Source organism: Paenibacillus sp. FSL H7-0714 (genome assembly GCF_038003765.1).
GTDB lineage: Bacteria > Bacillota > Bacilli > Paenibacillales > Paenibacillaceae > Paenibacillus_AQ.
Window position 1 is genome coordinate 4,896,992 of sequence record NZ_JBBOPT010000001.1, and the last position, 23,476, is coordinate 4,920,467.

A 23,476-nucleotide genomic window follows, 5' to 3' on the forward strand; every position below is an offset into this window, starting at 1 on the left:
TGGATGGCCTTCTTTTTTTTGAAATAAAGAGTTGTTGTATATATTCATGGTGTAGAACCTTCCGGTGCAGTTGTAACAACCATTTTGCCCATTAAATAGAGTAGTAGCTGTTGGTTATGAGAGGATATCGGATCAAGCGCTTCTGCAAAAAAATCACTGCGGATCTTCAAACCACGTACAGTCTCCTGCGTTCCAATTTCCGTTATACTCACCCATACAATACGGCGATCCGCAGCATCTCTCTCCCGAATGATAAGCCCATTTTTCTCCATCCGATCAAGTAACATAGTAACCGCTGCAGGACTGGTCGCCAGATGTGGAGCCAGATCAGAAGGCTTCATGGCATCACGTTCCTGAAGCAGTTCAAGTACTGTGAGTTGGGCATCCGTTAGCGATGGGGCAAGATTACTGTCCATATGTAGTTTGTAATCTTTTAAAATTTTATGCCAAATTTTACTGAATTCAGAAGCGTGCACACTGATTCCTTCCTTTCCTTGCGGTTCTATCCGGTATAACTACATTTTCGCGAAACAAATTCCATTTCCTGCAAAAGAAGAAAAATAAATCTTCTAAACTGATAAGCGGGAAAATTAAAAAAGGCACTTAGTCAGTTCTCAAGAAGAATTGACTAAGCACCTTGATAAGTTATTTTAACAAATCTGTTTATTACTAGTTTATTTTACTTAACTGCCGGGAAAAGATTAACAATCTCATCCTTTTTCTCCACAGGAACAATCTGTTTGCCTGTAGAACGACGCTCTCCGAGTGGTGCAGATTCAGAAGAGAACGTGTGATGTGCATTCTCCCGTGTAATTGCATTAAGTTCCAGCGGTTCTCTGCAATAGAAAGCCCCTGCCAATTTACTGCCATTTGGTCGTACTCGCTTGCCTTCCTTAAATTCAAAGGTTGGCATCCCTTTGCCACCGCGGCTTTGAGATGGATAATCCACTAGTAATGAACGTTTCGCATATCCGATATCGGAGATAGAAAGGATCTCACCTTCATCTTCACTGACCCAGAAGCAAGAAATCACCTCATCGCCCTCACGAAGCTGAATGCCTCTTACACCGGATGCAACACGGCCCATAGGATTAACTTCATTCTCATGGAATCTAATACTCATTCCCTCACGAGTCACGAGTACAATGTCCTTGTCATTCGTACTAGTAGCCACTGTAATGATCTCATCACCGTCTGCTACCTTACAGGCTGCTACGGCTCCAGAGCGGCTTGTAGAATATTCCTTGAGCTCTGTACGCTTAACCTGACCTCTGCGGGTGATAAACACGAGGCTTTGCTGCGGATCATCAAGATTATTGACCGGAATCACGCTAATGATTCCATCCCCTTTAGACAATCCGATAACGTTAACAATCGCAGTACCAGGTTCTTTCCATTTAAACTCTGGAATCTGGTGAACAGGAAGTAAGAAGTACTGCCCCTTGCGCGTAAATACCAGCAGACTGTCACGGGTATTCACATCGAGCAGCTTAACGATATGATCGCCTTCTTTAACGCCTGATGTATGACGTTCCCCACCAGAGCGGGTAAAGGAAAGCATACTTGTACGCTTAATATAACCGTCAGCGGAAAGTGCTACTAACACATCCTCTGCGTTGACCAGCGCTTCAAGGCTAACCTTAAGCTCCTCAACTTCGCCTTGGATCAGCGAACGGCGATCGATCCCGTATTTGTCGCGGATCTCCAGCAATTCCTTACGGATTACAGCTACGAGCTTCTTGTCACTTTCCAAAATGCCACGCAGATGTGTAATCTTTGCCATCATTTCATCCAATTCTTTTTGGAGTGAAGTAATCTCCAAATTCGTCAGACGATACAATTGTAAGGTAAGAATAGAATCCGCTTGACGTTCACTGAACCCGAACATCCACACGAGATTGTTCTGAGCATCCTGACGGTTCTTCGATGCTTTGATGGCAGCGATGACCTCATCCAGAATATTCAGTGCCTTAACCAAGCCCTCTAAGACATGAGCACGGTCTTCTGCGCGTTCCAGATCAAATTGGGTGCGATGAGTCACTACTTCACGCTGATGCGCGATATAAGCCTCCAAGATGGCTTTAAGACCAAGCTGTTGCGGAGCCTTGTTGACAATCGCCACCATATTGAAGTTATAGGTGATTTGAAGATCGGTTTTTTTGAGCAGATACGCCAAAACGCCTTGGGCATCCGCTTCTTTCTTGAGTTCAACTACAATCCGAAGTCCTTCTCGTCCACTCTCATCACGAACTTCAGCAATGCCATCGATTTTCTTCTCTAATCGAATATTCTCCATGGAGGTAACTAGTCGTGATTTTACAATCTGGAATGGAACTTCCGTAATTACGATTTGTTGCTTGCCTCCACGCATATTTTCAATCTCAGTCTTGGAGCGTAAATAAATACGGCCTTTACCAGTGCGGTAAGCATCCATGATGCCGTCTCCGCCCATAATAGTGCCGCCTGTAGGGAAATCCGGACCTTTCATAAAGGTCATGATATCTTCAAGTTCAATATCCGGCTTCTGCATCACTGCGATACAAGCATCAATAACCTCACGTAGGTTATGTGGCGGAATCTCAGTGGCAAAGCCTGCGGAAATCCCACTCGTGCCGTTTACGAGTAGATTCGGATACCGGGAAGGAACAACCACAGGCTCTTTGGCTGTATTGTCAAAGTTGTCCTTAAACAGCACCGTCCGCTTCTCGATATCACGCATCATCTCCATTGCAATCGGAGATAAGCGTGCTTCTGTATAACGCATTGCCGCAGCTGGGTCATCGTCCATCGAGCCCCAGTTGCCATGACCGTCAACAAGAACATGCCCCATCTTCCATGGCTGTGCCATACGAACCATACCGTCGTAAATCGAGGAGTCACCATGTGGATGGTAATTACCCATTACATCCCCGACGGTTTTGGCCGACTTGCGGTACGGCTTGTCAGGCGTGTTGCCAGAGTCGTACATCGCATAAAGAATACGGCGTTGTACAGGCTTAAGTCCATCGCGGACATCGGGAATCGCCCGGTCCTGAATAATATATTTGGAATACCGACCAAAGCGGTCACCGACGACCTCTTCCAGAAAAGCCGGCAAAAATTGTTCTGATAAACTACTCACTTGGCTCACCTTCTGTTCCTCAATCTGTCCACTTTCTTAAAGATTGGTGATATTCTTTCACTTCGCTTTGCGGATCATTCTTCCGGTCGCTGTTGTTTCCAGATTTTTTGATTATACCGCTGTTAGCGGGTAAAATCCGGAAACAAAGGCGAACGCTAACGCTCCTCCAGAACGATTCCGCCACTCCGTTTGCCTATCACCAAAAAATTAAAAACAGTGGAAGTATTCGTCACTTGCAGCACTACTAACTGCAACTACTCTACAATTTCAGTGAAATCGACATTCTCAACAATCCAGCGTTTACGTGGATCGACTTTATCACCCATCAGTGTAGAAACACGACGCTCAGCCTTAGCAGCATCCTCAATCTGCACCTGAAGCAGTGTACGCGATTCTGGATTCATCGTTGTTTCCCACAGCTGATCAGGGTTCATCTCACCCAATCCTTTATAACGCTGAAGCTCGAAGTTTTTGCCGAATTCCTTTAAGTAATTTTGCAGTTCTTCATCACTCCATGCATACCTTACGGTTTCCAGCTTGCCCGTTTTGCGGGTCAGCTTATAAAGCGGAGGCTGGGCAATGAAAACCTTTCCGGCATCTATTAACGGCTTCATATAACGATAGAAAAATGTCAGCAGCAGCACCTGAATATGCGCTCCATCTGTATCCGCATCGGTCATAATGATAATTTTGGAATAATTGCTGTCTTCGACGGTAAAATCCGGACCAATTCCTGCACCAATCGTGGAAATGATCGCTTTATATTCATCGTTCTTCAGGATATCCAGCAGCTTGGCTTTTTCCGGATTCATCGGTTTCCCTTTTAGCGGCAAGATCGCCTGAATCTTTGAATCACGGCCTTGCTTCGCTGAGCCACCAGCTGAATCACCTTCTACGATAAACAGCTCAGTTCGTGTAACGTCCTTAGACTGCGCAGGTGATAATTTTCCGCCAAGATTCGAGCTCTCGCTACGTTTCTTACCTGTACGGATCTCATCGCGGGCTTTGCGAGCCGCTTCCCGAGCCTTCGAGGCCTGAATTGATTTTTTCAGAAGGCTCTGTGCTACCTGTGGGTTTTCTTCCAGGAAACGAGCCATATTCTCAGATACGATATAGTCTACTGCACTACGAGCAGAAGCACTACCAAGCTGATCCTTCGTCTGTCCAACAAATTCAACCTCGGACATTTTGACACTAATGACAGCCATCATACCTTCGCGCAAATCATTTCCTTCTAAATTCTTATCCTTTTCTTTAAGCAGCTGTGTACGTCGGGCATAATCATTCAACACACGAGTATACGCGGTCTTAAAGCCTGTCTCATGAGTACCGCCGCTACGAGTAGGAATGGAGTTAACGAAGGAAGCCAAGGTTTCTGTATAGCCTCCATTGTACTGAAGGGCTACTTCCACTTCGATATCGTCCTTTTCAGCGCTGAAGTGAATAACATCATGTAGAACATCCTTGCCCTCATTTAGGAACTGTACGAATTGGCTTGCTCCACCCTCGTAAAAGAACTCGTCCTGACGATTGCTCCGCTCATCATGCAGCGTAATACGCAGACCGGAATTCAGAAAAGCAATCTCCTGTACTCGCTCTGCCAGCGTATCATAATTCAGGGCAATTCCATTTGGAAAGACGCGAATATCCGGTTTAAAAGTAATTTTCGAACCGGTTTTGTTAGTGTTGCCCAGAATTTCAAGGCCCGTTACAGGTTCGCCAACATGCTCTTTCCCCTTCTTGTCCACCCAATATTCAAAACGTTGACGATGGATTTTGCCTTCACGATAAATCTCTACTTCAAGCCATTCAGACAAAGCATTCGTTACTGAAGCCCCTACGCCATGCAAACCGCCTGATTTCTTGTAACCAGATCCTCCGAATTTACCGCCTGCATGCAAAATTGTAAATACAACTTGCGGCGTTGGCACTCCTGTCTTATGCATTCCAGTTGGAATCCCACGACCGTTGTCCGTCACCGTTACTGAGCCATCTTTGCGAAGCAGTAAGTCAATCTTCGTACAATACTTGGCTAAATGCTCATCCACAGCATTATCTACAATTTCCCATACTAGATGATGTAGTCCCGAAGAACTTGTACTGCCGATATACATGCCAGGTCGTTTGCGTACTGCAACCAGACCTTCGAGCACTTGAATGTCGTCAGCATCGTATCCAGTACGGCTATTCTCGCCGTTATTAGAAACTTCAGCAAACATATCGATCTGTTCGAGCATTCATGCTCCTCCTTCTTTTCTCTATACTCAAGCATTAACGCCTTCGGCGTCCTTATAAAGACGGTAAGCCTTTAAGCGAGAAATATAAGACATACAGTATAAATGCAAAACTTATACTTTCTTATATCTCTAGAAATGCAAACAAACGTTTTCGTCACTTTGTACATTCTAATTCAAAATATCCCTTTTCGTAAAGACGGCGAATGAAATGATCACCGAAGCAGCCCCCCATACAGCCAGTACAGCCATGGAAAATGACAAGGACATCCCCTCTATGGGTGCGGGAGTTCCTGACAAATAACCGGTCAGTCCAAGATTTACCATAAATAAATATTTCGCTGTTGTCCAGGCTGAGGCCATATTAGTCAGAATATTTCCAGCGATCAGCGCTGCCATCATAACCACTATACTAGCAGCAGTGCTCCTTACAAGTACAGAGATCATAAAAGCAAGCAGGGCAACTACGACACTTACGAACCAGACCAATCCACCTTGCATAAGCATATATTTCCATTGTGGTACTGCATGCACAGTAGACATATCCACCGAGTCTCCACTGATCTTAAAGCCTGTAAAGACAGGGATATTAAAGCCCTTATATCCAAAAGCAAGACCAGAGATAAGGTAGCTGATCACAAAGGTGGAGAGCACAATAAGCGAGACAAACATAAGCAGAGCCGCTAATTTGCTAAACAAAACTTTCCAACGCTTAACTGGCCTTGTCAGCAGCATTTTGATCGTCCCTGTAGTTCGCTCCGCAGAAACTAAATCCGAGGCTACCGCCATAATGAGCAGCGGAATAAATAAAGTAACGGAATTATCCATAAACTCACGGGTAAAGGTAACGCCACTTGGCTCGTTCGGATTCACATCATGGTGAAGGTAGTACTGAAGCTGCTGTACAAATATTCGCCGATAAGTCTTCCATTCCTCTGGAATTCGGTCGCTACCCAAAGAATTTTGATTATCAATGATCTGCTGCTGGATCTCCAGGCGCCAATCGGAGTTGAATTTATCTCGGCTACGCTCAGCTGAGCGCATTTGAGCGTAGGTGAACATAGGCACCAGTACAATCAGAATCAGCAGTATAACATAAAACCGTTTCTTTTTTATGATTTTTAAACATTCATTACGGATTAGCGGAAGCATATTATTCAACGTTCTCACCCTCCGTTAGTTTCAAGAATAGCTGTTCCAGTGTCGGATTGATTTTATGCACAGCCCTAACTTCGATTTCAGCAGTCACCATAACAGCCACAATCTCGGGGATCAAATCCTGCTCCATAATTGTGATTAAAGAATTCGGGCCCATACCTGCAATTATTGAATCATCCAAGGTAACGTCTTCTAGATTCTGAATCTGAATATCCGGGCGATCAGCCAGTAATCCCTTAGCAACAGCAAAAGGCTCCAGCTCCCAAAGTACATAAGGAGAATTTCGAGCGATCAGCTCATCAACCGCACCCACTGCAAGTACTCGCCCTTTACTAATAATTGCAACACGGTCGCAGAGAAGCTGGATTTCACTAAGTAAATGACTCGATACAAATACCGCTAAACCCTCATCTGCTAGTTTGCGTATAAATTCTCGCAGCTCCTTAATTCCCTTTGGATCTAAGCCATTTGTAGGCTCGTCCAGAATAAGCAGACGCGGACGTCCCAGAAGAGCCTGCGCTATACCAAGTCGTTGTCTCATCCCAAGCGAATATGTACTTACCTTATCATGGATTCGTTGATCCAACCGAACGATATCTACAACTTCACTAATACGTGCATTATCTATACCTGGCTGCATTCGGGCAAAATGCTGTAAATTCTCCCATCCCGTCAAATAAGTATATACCTCAGGATTCTCAACGATAGAGCCGACAAATTGCAACGCTTTTTCCGGATTTCGGTTCACATTGTAACCACATACCGTAATCTTGCCCTCGCTTGGACGAATCAAATCGACAAGCATTCGAATCGTAGTTGTCTTCCCAGCTCCATTGGGTCCGAGGAAGCCAAAGATTTCTCCTTCTCTCACATCAAACGTAACATCATCTATAATCCACTTTCGCCCTATTTTTTTCCGTACCCCGTCTACAGACAAGACGACCGGGCTGGATTCTCCACTGTTCGCTTTTGTCATATTCTCCTTAGCTCCTTGTTACTGTCATTTCCTCGGCTAGTACTTGCTCAAAGGATATTTTATCTAATACAAATCATCATTCTTAGAAAGCTGTCTCTCACTTCTGTTCTAGTGTATAGCCTGAATGAATCGCTCTCCAATTCGTTGATAGCCATCCCCATTCGGATGAAAATGATCCGTTGATAAGTATTTGCCCAAATGCTTGTTAAACAAGTCGAAGGTTGGAACCAATGTCATATTGCTGTGCTTATTAATAATATCCATTGCTGCATTATTCCACTTCGCAACCGCCTGATTACCTGGTACAAGTAGATCTGGTATATCACCAAAGGGATTGTATAACCCCATATAATAAATTTGAGCGTTTGGATTGATTTCCGTGATTTTCTCCAGAATCTTACCTAATCTTTCTACTGCTTCCGGAAGGGCTGCTAGCAAAGACTCTGGAGTCAGCTCTTGATCAGTCGTGGATTCACTTTGAAGTGCGCCACTATTCTGCAAAATATTGGAGTCCTTGAATAAATCATTCCCTCCGATCGAGAGCAGAATGACATTCGCCATATGCAGCGCGTAATCTATACCATCTTCATCCAGCTTGCTTTGCAGTCCAGCAGTTGTTAAACCATTAATTCCCATATTACCCAGTAAATCAACTTCGACACCTTTAGCGGATAAACCACTAACCGTACGCTTAACAAATCCTTCTCCGGTGTTATCACCAGTTCCCTTGGTTAGCGAATCTCCGAGAGCAACAACTTTGAGCTTCTTAACCGTCTCCGTCACTGGAGCGGCTGTTTGCTGAGGTAAGTTGGTCCCTGACGCTTCTCCAACCGGATAGATGATGTCTCTGACCGCATAAACTAAACCTACAATTAGAATTATTGTTGTTACTATGGAAATCAGGCTGACCGTGCGCCATGTCCACTTTGAATCATTCAAAGCCATCCCTCCGTGTGCCGTTCTATTATGTATTGTTCCACATTTTACAAAGATCTTAACTATGTACATAAACATAAATCTTCCATACCGGTTTTGCAAATGTCTAAAATAGAAATAAATCCAGCTAATCCGCTTATTTAACCCGAATCTGAATACGAAAATTTTTCAAAAAAATTTAGCGATTAAAGTTTGGGTACAAAAAAACGTTCCCCGATTTTCATCGGAGAACGTTTGATTCCAGCAACATTTTTTTCGATTATTTACCAATAAATTCTTGAACCCAGTAGTTATTGTCATAACCTACACCGATATAATTGAAATTAGCATTCAAAATATTAGCCTTGTGACCAGGACTATTCATCCATGCTTTCATTACTTCTTCTGGTGTTTTTTGACCCATGGCGATGTTCTCGCCTGCAGCGTTATAAGTGATACCAAAGGATTTCATCATATCGAATGGTGAACCATACGTAGGTGAAGTGTGTGAAAAGTAGTTATTAGTACGCATATCCGTAGCCTTTGTAGCTGCTACTTTATGAAGGCTGTCCAACCCAGAAACAGGCTTCAAACCAGCTGCTGCACGCTCTTTATTTACCAGCGTTACGATCTGTTGAACATAAGTTCCTTTATTGCTCGCAGCACCTGTAGTAGGTGTAGTTTCTGTAGGTTTAGTTACAGGTTTAGTTACAGTAGTCGTATCCGAAGGCTTAGTTACAGGCTTAGTTACAGTAGTTGTATCCGAAGGCTTAGTAACCGGAGTTCCGGTAGATGTATCTTTATTTGGAACCGTTCCTGTTTGAGGCTTGGTTACCACGATTGTGCTATTAAAAATAGGGAGTCCCTGTAGGTTAGCTTGTTTTAAATATTGTAAAACCTGCTCATAGCTAGTACCTGATTTAATTACTGTTACCTCAGTTGAGGCCGCATTCGCTTCGAGTGGAAGAGAAATACTAAGTGCCATAACAGCTGCTACACTACCACCAATAATTGCTCTTAATCTCTTGTTCTTCATTCTGCCATCTCCTCTTTCTTGTGTGTAATATATGTTTCTGCTTAGAGTGACCAGCTACAAATGTTACAAAGTTGTAATTTGTTCCTCAGTCATTGTAGCATAAATCTATCAGCTGTGCTCTTCTAATTTTTAACATTTACTAGTCTTGATTGTAAGTTTCCTGAGCATGAATTGCATTCGATATTGGCGTTAAAAAGCAAAAAAAGTCGCTATTCTCGAGAGAATAGCAACTTCTATGTGCTAATAGATAATAAGTAACTAGTGAAACGATTGCCAAAATTCTCCCTCAGTAGAGATAAGTCCCATAATTTCTGCATAAGGAATACGGAAAGTAGGAAAACCCGCAGAATAAGGAGCAATCTCATAAGGTGCGAAATAAAGATATAACGCTTCATTATCTACAAAGAAAGGCTGATCTAAGGTAATTCCTTTATACGTATCCGGAAAAACATAGGAGTACTCAGGATCATTCTCAATCTGCTTACCTACGATTTTACTGAGCTTCTCCACGTATCTACTTCCTGGCTTGAACAAATCACCTAGCTTATAGAACCTTCCGTTACGTACGTTAGTATGTGTATAGATTTTGGTAGGCATGCCGTGGGCTGCTCCAAAAGGATAACGGTATCCCGTTAACTCCAGCACTAGAAGGTTTTTGCGGAAAAAGGACACTGAAAAATCACCATTATAACTGAAATCCTGTGTTGCTCCATTACTACCTGGGTCTTCGACTAGCGAAAGCTTCCGTAATTTATCATTAACCTCTCTAGAAACTTCCGCGCTTGCAATTCCTTCAACAACCGGATAGTAAACCAGATAATCCCTGTTCGGTTTGTACTTCTTCTCGACTACGGAATACGGAGGTCTAAGTGGGATGACTCCATTTTGCCTCCAAATCTGCTTCCCTTGACGATCATAATATGCTGTACGTTGATCTATATCTGCTCTAATTAGGCGTCCACTGAGGGTAAGTGTTCCCGTCCCTTGAATAACTGGAGGCTGAGCTGCTCTTTTTCCAGTTCGATCTATAAAAAAAGTCTCCTTAGCATCATATACAGATGCCAGTCCGTCCTGATAATTATTCACACCAAGCAGGGTATGATTGCTCAGAATCGCTCCTGTCTCTGCATCAGCGATAATATACCGTGAGCCTCGATAAGGTTGACTAGGGAATATTGGTGTTCCTATAGCTGCTCTGCCTTCACCAAGCTGCAGGACTTCATAATATTTCGCGGGGATAATCATTTTTCCTTGTTTATCAATCAGCCCGTAGGCGTTGCCATAGTTCTCAGCGGTATTCACCACTGCACGCCCCTCCGAGAAAGGTAAGGCAGAAGTGAATTGTGGCTGAATAGCTACTGTTCCATCCGTGTTTAAATAGCCGTACTTACCGTTCTCAGTCGCTTGATAGGAGAGCAGCCCATCACCCGGACTCCCTACGAATGGATGATTGTACGTATAGAGAATCTTCCCTTCAGGATCAATGAGTGCGTACTCCCCCTCTTTAATCTTGACTAAAGCCACACCATTCATGAAATCATTGGCGTCCACATAAATTGCAGGCAAAACCTCTTTGCCTTGCGCATCTACATACCCATATAGTGATGGACCACCCGTTGTATTTTGTTTCGAAAATAATGCAAGTCCCTCATGCAATGAGTTTAGATAATCATAACGGGCTGGAGTCACCTCTTTACCTTTTTCATCGATAAATGTGTACCCTTTCGCATCTGATACTACTGCGCGTCCTTCCGAAAAAGGGGCAATAAACGAGTAAATGGGCTTCACCCGCTCCCTTCCAGAGCTGTCGATCAGTCCGCTACTGTTTTTTCGTTGTACAATTGCTAGCCCGTTCTTCTGAAAATCCTCAGCATATTCGTATCTAGGTTCAATCTGAGCACGACCTTCGTCGTTAATATATCCCCAGAGCATACCCTCTTTAAGATTAAAGGGCGCCGGATGTAGCCCAGTATTCCTTAATTCGTCATCAACCCACTCCGGTAATACATACGGCGTCTCATAAGGCTTATTAGAGTAGTCTACACGATATAATCCCGCCTCTGCCGGGATCGTAACGAACAGCTCCTCTTCTGTGCGTATGAAATCTTCTTCTTGCTGCGTAATATATTCGTTCCAGCCAATGCCGTCCCATCTCCATACATCCGCTTGCAATGGACCATTGTCATTCCCTTTCCCCAGCTCATTCAATCTAATCCTTAACATCGAGTCGCTCCCCTTTAACAAAGGCATTTGCCTATAGAATATGGGAGAATGTTGGTTTATGTGATTTTGATCTTTGAGGTGTGGGAGAAGGGTTAGGGTGTGTAATAGGTGTTGCGTGAGGGTGAACATGACGGCGAGACTGAAAGCTGTGCAAGTGGTGAGGCGGGGCTTGCATGAGCGGACTAACGGGCGGAGGGACTTGGATAGAGCACGCCTGGAGCGAGGAGTAACGTAGGATGTGCAGAGTAAGTATGTGGGTGGGTTTGATTTTGTGCGAGATGTGTTGAGCGAGCACGGAAGTGCGATTGATGTGATGATGCGGTATGTGCTCAGCGGCCGCTCCACGAACGGAACGTTGCTCCCATCGCTGCTGTCTCCAAATCCCTTGATTTGTACCTCAGTTTCGGATGAAATTCGGAGACATAGGCGAACGCTACCGCTTGTACGCAATCATTCTGTTCTCTCCGCTGCTATCAGCGTGTTACGTCAACACTATCTCACTATGTAGCTCGTTTCTATCGATTCAAGGCAGTTACACCTCCTGTTCTTCCACAGTAGCTCGTTTCGCTATTTCTAGGGTATTTATGCCCCTAATTCTTCCACTTTGGCTCTTTTCCGCTATTTCTGGGGTATTTATACCCCTTATTCTTCCACTATGGCTCTTTTCCGCTATTTCTGGGGCATTTATACCCTTGTTTCTTCATGCATCCGCTTCAAATAACTCAACTCCGCCGATTCTAGAGGATTATTACCGTTCTTTTACCACCTGTAGCTCAATTCAGCCGATTCTACAGGATTATTACCGTTCTTTTACCCTGTAGCTCAATTCAGCCGATTCTACGGGATTATTACCGTTCTTTTACCACCTGTAGCTCGTTTTCGTCGATTCTACGGGATCATTACCGTTCATTTGCCACATTTCAAACAAAAACAAGTGAAGTGTCTGCATGTAATATAAGTTGGTCTTAGACGTGGCTAAGTCTCTATAGGATTACTGGCGGCAGTAGGAGAAGGTGTTCGCACGATATTGTTGTAGCGGTATTGGATATAGTGATGTTGGTTGTGACGGTGTTAGTTGTAGCAGTGTAGTTGCAGCAGTGTTGTTGTCGCAATTTTATTTGTGACAGTGTTAGTTGTTTGTTTTACCTGCTACTTTTTCGAAGCGAAGCCATCGAAAAAGGCATGCCAAAAAGCGTTTGCGATAACTAGCAAACGCTTTTTCTGCCCTACCCAGCGAGGTGATATAGGTAACGGAGCTAACGCGGTATCAATCAAGGAATCTGAGAACAACAGCGATCGTAATCCCAATATTCCCCGGAGTTATCCCTTAATCACTACGCCTAAATCTCTAATTCTCTATCACGTTACACCTAATCACCACGCTGCTACTTCTTCGAAGAGTACTTCCGCATATCAAATGCGACTGCGGCTATAATAATCAAACCTTTGATAATCAACTGATAGTACGGGCTAATACCGATAAAGGTCAGACCGTAGTTAATGAGAGTAAAGATGATAACCCCCACTAGAACACCCGGCACAGTACCGATACCCCCGGTTGTAGATACACCACCAACTACACAAGCTGCAATGGCATCAAGCTCATACATGTTACCGTAGTTATTAGTTGCTCCACCTGTTCTAGCAGCTTCCAGAACACCCGCCAGACCATAAAGCGCACCAGCAATAGCGTAGATGTAAATCAGGTTTTTGGAAACATCGATACCGGATACTTTAGCTGCCTGCATATTTCCGCCAATAGCATACATATTCTTACCCAGCTTGGTTTTATTGAATACCACCCACACAATGGCAGCGACACCCAAGGCTATCAGCACGATATACGGGATTGAATATTGGCCGCTCCCGATGAAGCCCGAGCCGATCTTGGTGAAATCAGGACGCAGACCGCCGATTGGCTGGGATTGGTTCGGGTCCATATCAAAGTACAGGGAGTTCAGCCCGTACACGATTAGCATTGTACCCAAGGTAGCGATAAATGGCGGAACATGAAGCTTGGAAACGACAATACCATTTATAAGTCCACAGAGAAGACCAGCAACGATAGCAATTAGGATTGGGAGCCATACTTCCACTTGCGGAAGATCTGGAAAAAAACGACGGGAATAGTCTGGGATTTGCAGCATCGAAGCGGAGATAACTGCCGTAAAACCAACCACCCGTCCAGCGGACAAGTCAGTACCTGCCGTAATAAGGATAAAGGCAACCCCAAGTGCGATGATAACGCGTGTAGACGACTGAATCAGTACGTCACGCAGGGTGTTGATGGACATAAAGTTTGGATCATATATGATGATCCCCATAATCAGCAGTACCAGCACGATGTAAATTGCGTTTTGAGTCACAAAGGATTGAGCTTTTTTAACGTTCATTAGTAGTGATCCCCCTTAAAATTACGCAAACATATTCTCCTATCCGTACTCCTTAATGCTGTGCAGCGAGACGCATAACTTCGGTTTCCGTAGCTTGCTCGCCTTCTAATATTCCTGTAAGCCGTCCTTCCGACATGACCATTACACGGTCAGACATTCCGAGCAGCTCCGGCATTTCAGAGGAGATCATAATGATACTCTTCCCTTGCTGCGCCAAGTCGGCAATTATGGAGTAAATCTCGAATTTAGCCCCTACGTCGATACCACGGGTCGGCTCGTCCAGAAGCAGGATTTCGGGCTCAGTAAGCAGCCATCTAGCAAGCAAGACCTTTTGCTGATTACCACCAGAAAGATTCATTATTAGCGTTTTGGTTGTAGGTGTTTTAGTTCGTAATTTTTCAATCATTTTATCGACTTCAACTTTTTTCTTCTTGCTATTCAACAGGAAGTACGGTTTTTGATAACGATGTAGATTAGCAATCGCACCATTCTCATGAACAGACAAGACTGGAAAGATGCCTGTTACACGACGCTCTTCGGTAAGCAAAGCCATTCCGTGTTTCTTAGCATCTTTCGGAGAATTAATAGTAACATCCTTGCCTTTAATAGAGATCGTTCCGGATTTCAAGGCTCGCAGACCGAACAACGCCTCAATTACCTCAGTTCTCTGGGCACCTACCAGACCCCCAATACCAAGGACCTCTCCACGTCTTAATTCGAAAGACACATCTTTAAAAGATCTTTCCTCCGGAGAGGTTAAGCCTTCCACTTTCATGTATACTTCACCAGGTACGTTGAAGCGTTCAGGGAAACGGCTGGTCAATTCTCGGCCCACCATTTTGGAAATGATAAGATCTGTAGTTAATTCTGCCGCTGGCCAAGTTCCGATTTTTTTACCGTCACGCATAATAGTAACTTCGTCAGAGATTGCAAGAATCTCTTCCATTTTGTGAGATATATAGATAATAGCTACGCCTCTACTTCTGAGATCCCGTATGATCCGGAATAAATGTTCCACCTCCACACTGGTTAAGGAAGAAGTGGGTTCATCCATTACAATAACTCGGGAGTGAAAAGAGACAGCCTTCGCAATTTCAATGGATTGGATTTTGGATACGGAAAGCTTACCCACTAATGTTTCGGGATTCAGGTCGATATCCAGATCTTTAAACAAATTTTCCGTGTCAGTGAACATTTTCTTATGGTCAATAAACTGAATCGGTCCGATTCCCTTCGTTGGAAAACGTCCTAGCCAGATATTCTCCATAACACTTCGGAACGGCACGGGATGCAACTCCTGGTGAATCATCGAAATACCACTTTTTAACGCATCATTTGAACTGCTGATGGAAGCCTTCTCGCCATCCAAAAAGATCTCACCGGCATCCGGTGAATAAATACCAAAAAGACATTTCATAAGTGTGGACTTACCTGCACCATTCTCACCCATAAGTGCATGCACCGAACCCGGTCTTACTTTTAAACTAACATCGTCCAGCGCTTTAACGCCGGGGAATTCTTTAGTAATGTTGTTCATTTCCAGCAAAAACTCAGCTTTTTCCATGTTGTTACGCCCCCTACGCTTTTTTTCTTTTTTATGAGAGGCACAGCGGTTCCATCCTGTTCCCTGCCTAAAAGAAATACCGAGGAGCGGTTATCCGCTCCCCGTGCTGTCATATGATCATGAGTAACTCTGTAGCCGAGGTTAATTACTTAGCGTCAGCTATGTTGTCTTTCGTAATCTTTTTGTAGGAAATCCATACGTATTGGTTGTCAGTGATATCAAAGCCTACATTATCTTTCGAAGGCGTTTCGCCTTTAGCAAGCAGAGCAGCAACTGTGATGGCAGCCTTACCTTGGTTATTCGCATCATTCAGCACCGTACCGAGCATTGTTCCATCTTCCAGCGCTTGAATCGCAGGAGCAGTTGCATCCACACCTACTACCGGCATGAATTTGTCACCCGTAAAGTAGCCTGAAGCTTTCAGAGCTTCGATTGCACCGAGGGCCATATCATCGTTGTTAGCAAGAACCGCTTCAATTTTGTCGCCGTGGGAGCCAAGGAATGCCGCCATTTTTTCTTGTCCTTTTACGCGATCCCACATTGCTGTATCTTCAGCCAGTTTCTCTACCTTGATTCCTGCATCTTCGATAGCTTGAATAGAGTAAGTAGTACGAAGCTCAGCATCTTGGTGTCCTGGTTCACCTTTCAGCATTACATATTGGAGAACTCCGTCGCCGTTCTTGTCCGCTTCAGGATGTGCTTTCCAGTAGTCAACAATCAGTTGGCCGGACATTGTACCGGACTCTTCTGCTTTCGCACCTACATAATAAACTTTATCCCATTTCTTCATATCTTCAGGAAGCGGTTCGCGGTTAAGGAATACCACTGGAATGTTTGCTGTTTTTGCTTTTTCGATAATGACGCCAGCAGCTGTACGGTCAACTGGGTTAATCAGCATCCCGTTATATTTTTTAGTGATGAATAAGTCAACCTTGTCATTTTGTGTGGGTTGTGAATTTTGGCTATCTACGATATCTACTGTAGCGATGCCTTTAGCAGCACTATCGATAGCGTTACGAACACCTGTCATAAAAGTATCGTCAAATTTGTAAATGGCGACCCCAACTTTAGGCGTTTCTGTTGTAGTGCCCGAGTTCTCAGTCTTTGGAGCGTTAGTTGCCTTGTCTGTAGCACTATCTGTAGTTTTGTTGTTGCCACCACAGCCTGTCAGAGCAGCACCCAGCAAAGCACTAGCTAATAGAACGGAAGTGATTTTTTTCATTATTCATTGACCTCCTATTTATACTTCTTTTTTTGTTTGCCCCTGATCGTCTCGGGTACATCCATATTATGCCTCACCTGAAAACGCTTGCGAATATAAAATCCTACTCATTACTATAAAAATTCTAATGAACCCAAGAAGAAATATAAGGATGATTTTCATTAAAAATTTATACTTTCTTATATTCTAAAATAAAAAACGAATACCGCCCCATTCAAGGATGGTATCCGTTACACGAAACGTATAAGCATAAACGCCTTCGGCGCCTATTTTAAATCAGCTTCTATCTAACAAACGGAAATAACAGCTTTTGATTCTCTGGCCACAGCATATTGTCCAAATCAATTAACTTTGTTCCTGTATCGACGCGTTCTGGTACATCGATTCCTTCGATCACTTCAACGGCATGTTTTACAGCCAAATACCCGTTGCTAAAAGGATTTTGGATCACTGTTGCTTGAACAGTACCGTCCTGCAGCAATTCCATCATGGAAGGAGAGCTATCAAAGGCTACCATTTTTATATTTTGCAGCCCCCGACTTTGGATAGCCATTGCCGCCCCCTGTGAAGCAGTCTCATTCAGGCTCGCGATTCCCCGAAGATTCGGATGCTTCAGCAGCATCAGTTGCGTAAGATCTTCTGCATCCTTAATACTGGAGGTCGTGTATGAAATCTCAACCACTTGTATATTCGGATAACGTGCAGTGTAATTTAAAAATCCCTTCTCCCGCTCCTCCGCATCTCTTGCACCATACTCAATGCCGTTAGAAGACTCCAGCTTCTCACTCTGCGTTGAATTGGTGAAGTTAATAATGCCAACCTCGCCGTATCCTTTTAACAGCTTGATCAATCGTTCTGCAGATTTTTGACCCGCTTCATAGCCGTTCGAGCCAATATATGTCCTTACTCTTGCTGAACCTACTTCCGCATCTACGGATATGACAGGGATTTTGGAATAAGCCGCCTGATCTACAACCTGAGCAAGCCCCATGTAACTACTTGCAGCTAAAATAATCACGTCTGCTTTTTCTTTTATGGAGTCCTGCACCATTTTCACCTGTTCTGTGATGTCACTCTCGGAGTCCGGAGCTTTGAAGGTTAGTTTGACGTTGAATTCCTGCGCTGCAGCTTCTGCTCCCAATTTAACCGTATTCCAGTAATCGCCCCTGTTCATTTTCACAATAAGATGGATATTACGGGTCTTATTTGTGTTGATGTAATTGGGCGCTGAATTAAAACAAGAGGTAACTGTAGTCCATAACACCGCACACATTAACAAGGTTAGCCAAAAACGAAAGGTTTTCATGACGATGTCTCATCCTCCTTAAGCCCTTCATTGCCTTCGCCTTTTGCTAATGCCGGGAAGATAAGGGTAACCGTAGTGCCTTCTTCAATTTCACTTTCAAAAGAAAGTCCATATTCACGGCCATAGTACAACTCAATACGCTCGTTCACATTTCTTACGCCTACCCCGGAACCACTCATACTCTTACTGCCGCCTGTCAAAATAACCTTCATAGTCTCCTTGGACATTCCTAATCCATTATCACTAATCCTTATAATGACAAGATTGTCCTTCAGTTCTGCTTGGATAGAGATAAAGCCTTCATCAGGCATCATTTCTATTCCGTGATACAAGGCATTCTCTACAATCGGCTGCAAAATCAGCTTAATCGTCTGACACTGCAGTACTTCATCTTGTGCAATGATCTCGTAGCGGAATTTATTTTTAAAACGAAAGCTCTGAATGACGAGATAATGACGAATATGATCAAGCTCTTCCTGCACGGTAATCATATTATTCCCTTTGCTTAGACTAATTCGGAAAAACTTAGATAAAGATTGAATCATTGTGACTACCTCCTCCGTCTTACCACGTTCAGCAAGCCGGATCACAGAGTTCAAGGTATTGTACAAGAAGTGTGGATTGATCTGGGATTGCAGAACTTCAAGCTCACCCTTACGTTTCGTCTCTTGTTCATAAATAATTTGATCCATCAGTTGACGAATACGCTGCAGCATGAGGTTAAACCGCTTGGACAACTGTTCAACCTCATATGCGCCACTCACATCGATTCGAGTATTGAGATCCCCTTCTCCTACCTGCTGAAGTGTACGTTCCAGCTTACGGATGGGGCGGGCAATTCGCGCAGACAAGAAGACAGATACGATAATTACACATAAAATAACTACCGCTAAAAACCAGGATAAAAAGGTGTTCAGATCACGCTTGGTGGTCACGATCTCGTCATAATAAGCAACACCTACTATTTTCCACCCGGTTTGTTCTAACGTACGTACTGTAATAAATCGTTTTTCACCTGTAGACTCATCCAAATAGCTACGATAAGCATATTCCAATACCGGCTCCACATTCTCATACTTTAAACCAGCATAAATAAGCTGCTGCTGCGGATGATACACGATGTTGCCTAACTGATCGAGGATGTAAGCGTATCCTCTTTTACCAAGCTTAACCTGCTTACTCAGCTCATCTATGGTGCGAAAGTTAAAATCCATCAGGAGGATACCCGTTTTTAGGACTCCATTTTCCTGATATTGAATGAGTTTACTGATCGACACAACCCAAATATATTGACCTTTAAACAAGTTCTGAATATGGGGCGCTGAATAGGAGATCTCAGATGTTCTTTTGGCCGTTGTAAACCAGCTCTGGGTTTCTAACTGTGTGTTGCTGCGCAACTTCTGTCCTGCTGTACCCACGACGTATTTCCCCTGTGGTGTAAAAACCGCAGCAGAAACCAGATCCTCTCTACTTCCCATTAACATGGCCATTCTTTCCATCAGTAAAGCGGAGTCTACGGAGGGACTATTCGTAATTTGATCTTCTGCTGTTTCAAAAATATTTCGCATTCCTTTAACATAAAGCTCCAAATTGTAGTTCACTTGCTCAATAATCTGCTGCATATTCATATTGGCATTCTCTTCTGCTGTCTTCGCAAACTTGTTATATAGCATAAGGCTGACAACAACGGCTACAAGAACGGCAACGGATGTAAAAGTGAGCGTAATCGTTACTTGAATACTACGCAGCTTAGAGGACAACCGGCGTTTCCCCCCTGTTGGATGCTGCGGCCGCAGTCGAAAAGAATAGGGCTTTTCTTGCCGCATAACTACCCTCCTCTGGAGCTATTTTTATACTCTTTGGGAGACTGACCATATTTTTTACGGAAGCAAAAGCTGAAATAGTTAGGATCAGCAAAGCCAATTTTCTCGGCGATTTCAAAAGCCTTCAGTTCCGTGGAGCGTAAAAGTTCCTTTGCTGCCTCTAATCGGATTTGCAAGAGATAACTAACGAAAGTCATCTTCATTTCCTTCTTAAAAATACTGCTAAAATAACCCGTACTGATATGTAAATGCTGACAGACCTTTCCGATAGAAATATCCGATTCCTCATAATGGCTACGGATGTAATCTTTAGCTTCATCAATGAGCAGCTTATAGCTAGATTGGCGTTCTAAGGCAATAGAGTCCATTAGCCGGCTGCAGATCGTAATAATCCATTGCTTGGCTTCACTCATACTATTGAATTTATTCATCTCAGTTAATGAGGAAATGCCAGATCCAACGAACTTAGCAGCATCACTACCGGACTCTTTGGCTACACGCAGGATGGATGTAATAATCTCCAGCAAAAAAATCTGATAATCCTGAGTAGATACCTGCTCAGCATTCAATCCGCCAAATAACTCCTCCACGACCTCCTTAAGCTCCTGTACGGTTCCCATCTTAATCGTTCGGATTAAGGACTGCTGGGTCAATTCATCATAGGCCAAGAGTGTATTCGAACGTGACTCCACATCCTCGATCCAAATGACTCTGTTATTGCCAAGAATGAGACGATAATCTAACGCTTGCATGGCATCTCCAAAGGAGTTAAATAGCATAGCAGGCGAGTGACAAACCGTTCCAGAACCAGCGGTTACCGTTAGCTTAAGAAACCGCTGCACATTGTGGCGGATTTCTTCTAGAATTTCAAAAGTCTTCCCCGTAATTTCAGTTTCTTCTCCTGCATCACAAATGGAAAGAAGCACTACCTCATCACGATGGATAAACACCCTGCCAAAATTATGCTTATTACATAATTCTTCTGCAATATTCAGCACAGCGAAGAGCTGTAAATTTCTCTCTCCCGTATCTCGCAAAGAAATTTGCTTACCTGCGGTAAGGCTAACCGTTTCCCGCTCTGGACGAATATAATCCACACTAATTACCGAGGCTTGGAACCATTTTCCATGTAGATCTATTCCGTATTCCGAACTTTTCTCGTCTATTTCATTCATTCGTAACTTGCGTGAAACTAGTGAAGATAAAAACTGCTCACGCAGCACAGGCAGACTTTTCCGATAATGCTCACTGAGTACAAAAACATTCTCCTTCTCTGCGATTTCAGCCTCTATAGTGGCTCTGACCTTTAGCAGAACATCAATCAGCTCCTGTGAAGAAAACGGTTTCAAAATATACTCATCGATTTGCAGTTTAATCGCCTTCTGTGCATATTCAAATTCATCATACCCTGTCAGAATAATGATCTTGGTATTAGGATGCCGCTCGCGAATCCATTCCGCCAGCTGCAGCCCGTTCATAAAAGGCATTTGAATATCAGTCACAACTACATCCGGGAGTAAACGATCTATCGCATCCGCTGCCTCTCGTCCATTCTCCGCCTGTTCTACAATTTCGAAGCCATAGTGCTCCCAATCAATCTGACTGATGACCCCTTCCCTTACATCTTCTTCATCTTCAGCAAGAATTAACTTGTACATTTCTCATCCCTCTTTGGACACGATTTATTTAGCTGTCATAAAATTCATTCTATATGATTCAAACTATTCCATCTATGGTTAAGTTATTTAAATAGATTTTGAGCAAAAAAAAACCATCCCGCCGTAGCTGGGATGGGGATGATCGGAACCTATAAGTATTATAGCAACGCTTTGTTAAAGCGATAGCCTGCTGTCTTTTCGAAACCTAGATGACGATAAAAAGCATGTGCCGGTGCGCGTTCTACGCGGTTACCACTTCTCAAGAAGAGCTGACAGCAACCTTGCTCACGTGCCCATTCTTCAGCTGCGGCCACAAGTCTTTTACCGAGTCCGTTTCCTCTGAGTTCTTCTGATACGATAAGTGCAGTAATCTCAGTGATACAATCTGTCTGTTTGTAATACGAGATTACCTGTCTAAGACCGACCATTCCCACAACTTCATTGTTTAGTTCTGCAACAAGCGTGCATTGGAGATGGTTATTCTCCATGCTTTCAAGTCTCTCTTTCATCACGCTAAGCGTTGTTGGATAGCCGAATTCACGCAGAAGCGCTGTCACTCTCTCCAGATCATTCAAGCCGCATTTGCGAATTTCCAGTACAGGTGCCATGGTACTACTGTTCATCCTCATTTACCTCCACTTTTAGCATAGACGCTGCCTGCTTGGCTACCGTCCGCGCGATTTCCACATTTTCCGCCGCACTTAACGCTACAGCCATCCGCCGCCCTGGACGGACTTCTGGTTTACCAAACACCCGAACCTGAGTCCTAGGTAGATCCAAAGCTTCACCAATTCCGGTCACAACAAAAGCTCGTCCTTCTCCTTCAGCCTTCAGCGTAGCTGAGGCACCTGGTGTCAGTAATTGTACTGACTGGACTGGAAAACCAAGAATAGCTCTGACATGCACTGCAAATTGAGATAAATCCTGCGTTGCCATCGTTACCATCCCCGTATCATGAGGTCTAGGGGACACTTCACTAAACAATACGCCTCGATCCGTCAAGAAAAGCTCCACTCCAAAAATACCAAAACCTCCGAGCTGATCGGTAACTGCCTTGGCAATAGACTGAGCTTCATCCAGAAGTTCCGCCTTCATAAAGTGAGGCTGCCATGATTCGACATAATCCCCGTCCTTCTGAATATGCCCAATAGGTGGACAAAATATCGTGCCAGACACGGACCGCACCGTTAAAAGTGTAATCTCACTTTCAAAGGTAACGAATGCCTCTACGATAACACGAGTGCCTTTAGCTCTCGCTCCATCCAAAGCAGTGTTCCAGCATTCTTCCGCATCCTCCGGTCTTTTGCAAACACTCTGACCTTTGCCGGAAGAACTCATAATCGGCTTGATGACACAAGGAGTGCCTAGTTCTGCAACGGCTTGATGCAGTTCTTCCAGACTATCTGCAAAACGATAATCCGCTGTTGGCAATCCAAGTTCTTCAGCAGCAAGTCGGCGAATGCCTTCTCTGTCCATGGTCAGACGAGCCGCTCGTGCGGTCGGAACAACGAAGAAACCTTCCTCTTCAAGCTCTTGAAGAGCATGAGTAGCGATTGCTTCAATCTCCGGAACAATAACATCCGGTTTTTCTGAGCGAATAAGCGTTTTAAGCGCCTCTGCATCCAGCATATCAATAACATGTGAACGATGAGCTACACCCATCGCTGGTGCATCGCTATAACGGTCTACAGCTACGGTCTCTACGCCAAGACGTTGAGCTTCGATTATGACTTCCTTACCCAGTTCCCCGCTGCCCAGTAGCAGCAGCTTGCGGCTTTGAGCTGAAAAAGGAGCTCCCCACATTGTCGATTTCAACCTCTTTCGGCAAATTGACTATCTCGTTTCCA

General features: G+C 44.0%; 17 protein-coding genes. 1 reads left to right on the top strand and 16 read right to left on the bottom strand.

All coding sequences use genetic code 11. The features are described from left to right. Positions 1 to 44: 44 nt before the first annotated feature. From NST34_RS21900 to NST34_RS21935, 8 genes are all read right to left on the bottom strand, one after another. Positions 45 to 476: a MarR family winged helix-turn-helix transcriptional regulator gene (locus NST34_RS21900; protein WP_076284605.1), complete on the bottom strand. Its 432-nt coding sequence runs from the start codon at positions 474 to 476 to the stop codon at positions 45 to 47. Positions 477 to 679: 203 nt separating this feature from the next. Then, entirely contained in the window at positions 680 to 3,121 is a 2,442-nt protein-coding gene (gene gyrA, locus NST34_RS21905; RefSeq protein WP_042190043.1) for a DNA gyrase subunit A, read from the bottom strand. A 254-nt stretch (positions 3,122 to 3,375) separates the two neighbouring features. Then, positions 3,376 to 5,358 (bottom strand): DNA topoisomerase IV subunit B, encoded by a 1,983-nt coding sequence (gene parE / locus NST34_RS21910; RefSeq protein ID WP_042190046.1) that lies wholly within the window; start codon positions 5,356 to 5,358, stop codon positions 3,376 to 3,378. 168 nt (positions 5,359 to 5,526) lie between these two features. Beyond that, on the bottom strand, positions 5,527 to 6,516 hold the full coding sequence (locus NST34_RS21915) for an ABC transporter permease (RefSeq protein ID WP_042190048.1): 990 nt from the start codon (positions 6,514 to 6,516) through the stop codon (positions 5,527 to 5,529). Next, the gene (locus NST34_RS21920) at positions 6,509 to 7,489 is read right to left on the bottom strand and encodes an ABC transporter ATP-binding protein (RefSeq protein WP_076284603.1); all 981 of its coding nucleotides are present in this window, start codon (positions 7,487 to 7,489) and stop codon (positions 6,509 to 6,511) included. Before NST34_RS21920 ends, NST34_RS21915 begins: the two co-directional genes overlap by 8 nt. A 108-nt stretch (positions 7,490 to 7,597) precedes the next feature. Then, the gene (locus tag NST34_RS21925) at positions 7,598 to 8,434 is read right to left on the bottom strand and encodes a GDSL-type esterase/lipase family protein (protein ID WP_076284602.1); all 837 of its coding nucleotides are present in this window, start codon (positions 8,432 to 8,434) and stop codon (positions 7,598 to 7,600) included. A 250-nt stretch (positions 8,435 to 8,684) separates the two neighbouring features. Continuing rightward, positions 8,685 to 9,440 carry a CAP domain-containing protein gene (locus NST34_RS21930; protein WP_076284601.1) on the bottom strand — a complete coding sequence of 252 codons (756 nt, stop codon included), beginning with the start codon at positions 9,438 to 9,440 and terminating at the stop codon, positions 8,685 to 8,687. A gap of 258 nt (positions 9,441 to 9,698) precedes the next feature. After that, a complete protein-coding gene (locus NST34_RS21935) occupies positions 9,699 to 11,663 on the bottom strand; it encodes a WG repeat-containing protein (protein WP_341128775.1) in 1,965 nt (654 codons plus the stop codon). A 238-nt stretch (positions 11,664 to 11,901) separates the two neighbouring features. On the opposite strand from NST34_RS21935, the gene NST34_RS21940 reads away from it, so the two are divergent. Further along, positions 11,902 to 12,171 carry a hypothetical protein gene (locus NST34_RS21940; protein ID WP_341128776.1) on the top strand — a complete coding sequence of 90 codons (270 nt, stop codon included), beginning with the start codon at positions 11,902 to 11,904 and terminating at the stop codon, positions 12,169 to 12,171. 877 nt (positions 12,172 to 13,048) lie between these two features. On the opposite strand, the gene mglC is transcribed toward NST34_RS21940, so the two are convergent. The 8 genes from mglC to purT form a co-directional block, all read right to left on the bottom strand. Beyond that, a complete protein-coding gene (mglC, locus tag NST34_RS21945; protein ID WP_339266122.1) occupies positions 13,049 to 14,056 on the bottom strand; it encodes a galactose/methyl galactoside ABC transporter permease MglC in 1,008 nt (335 codons plus the stop codon). A gap of 52 nt (positions 14,057 to 14,108) precedes the next feature. After that, the gene (locus NST34_RS21950) at positions 14,109 to 15,620 is read right to left on the bottom strand and encodes a sugar ABC transporter ATP-binding protein (RefSeq protein ID WP_042190063.1); all 1,512 of its coding nucleotides are present in this window, start codon (positions 15,618 to 15,620) and stop codon (positions 14,109 to 14,111) included. A gap of 145 nt (positions 15,621 to 15,765) precedes the next feature. Continuing rightward, positions 15,766 to 16,842, bottom strand: coding sequence for a galactose ABC transporter substrate-binding protein (locus NST34_RS21955; RefSeq protein ID WP_143764073.1), 1,077 nt, complete (start codon positions 16,840 to 16,842; stop codon positions 15,766 to 15,768). A gap of 283 nt (positions 16,843 to 17,125) precedes the next feature. Beyond that, on the bottom strand, positions 17,126 to 18,148 hold the full coding sequence (locus NST34_RS21960) for a substrate-binding domain-containing protein (protein WP_076284597.1): 1,023 nt from the start codon (positions 18,146 to 18,148) through the stop codon (positions 17,126 to 17,128). Continuing rightward, a complete protein-coding gene (locus tag NST34_RS21965) occupies positions 18,145 to 19,974 on the bottom strand; it encodes a sensor histidine kinase (protein WP_081393087.1) in 1,830 nt (609 codons plus the stop codon). The genes NST34_RS21960 and NST34_RS21965 overlap by 4 nt, the downstream gene beginning before the upstream one ends. Positions 19,975 to 19,976: 2 nt before the next feature. Beyond that, positions 19,977 to 21,629, bottom strand: coding sequence for a response regulator (locus NST34_RS21970; RefSeq protein WP_339266128.1), 1,653 nt, complete (start codon positions 21,627 to 21,629; stop codon positions 19,977 to 19,979). 158 nt (positions 21,630 to 21,787) lie between these two features. Then, complete coding sequence (locus tag NST34_RS21975; RefSeq protein ID WP_231573317.1) at positions 21,788 to 22,252, bottom strand: GNAT family N-acetyltransferase; 465 nt, start codon at positions 22,250 to 22,252, stop codon at positions 21,788 to 21,790. After that, complete coding sequence (purT, locus tag NST34_RS21980) at positions 22,242 to 23,432, bottom strand: formate-dependent phosphoribosylglycinamide formyltransferase (protein ID WP_042190070.1); 1,191 nt, start codon at positions 23,430 to 23,432, stop codon at positions 22,242 to 22,244. Before purT ends, NST34_RS21975 begins: the two co-directional genes overlap by 11 nt. Positions 23,433 to 23,476 lie beyond the last annotated feature (44 nt).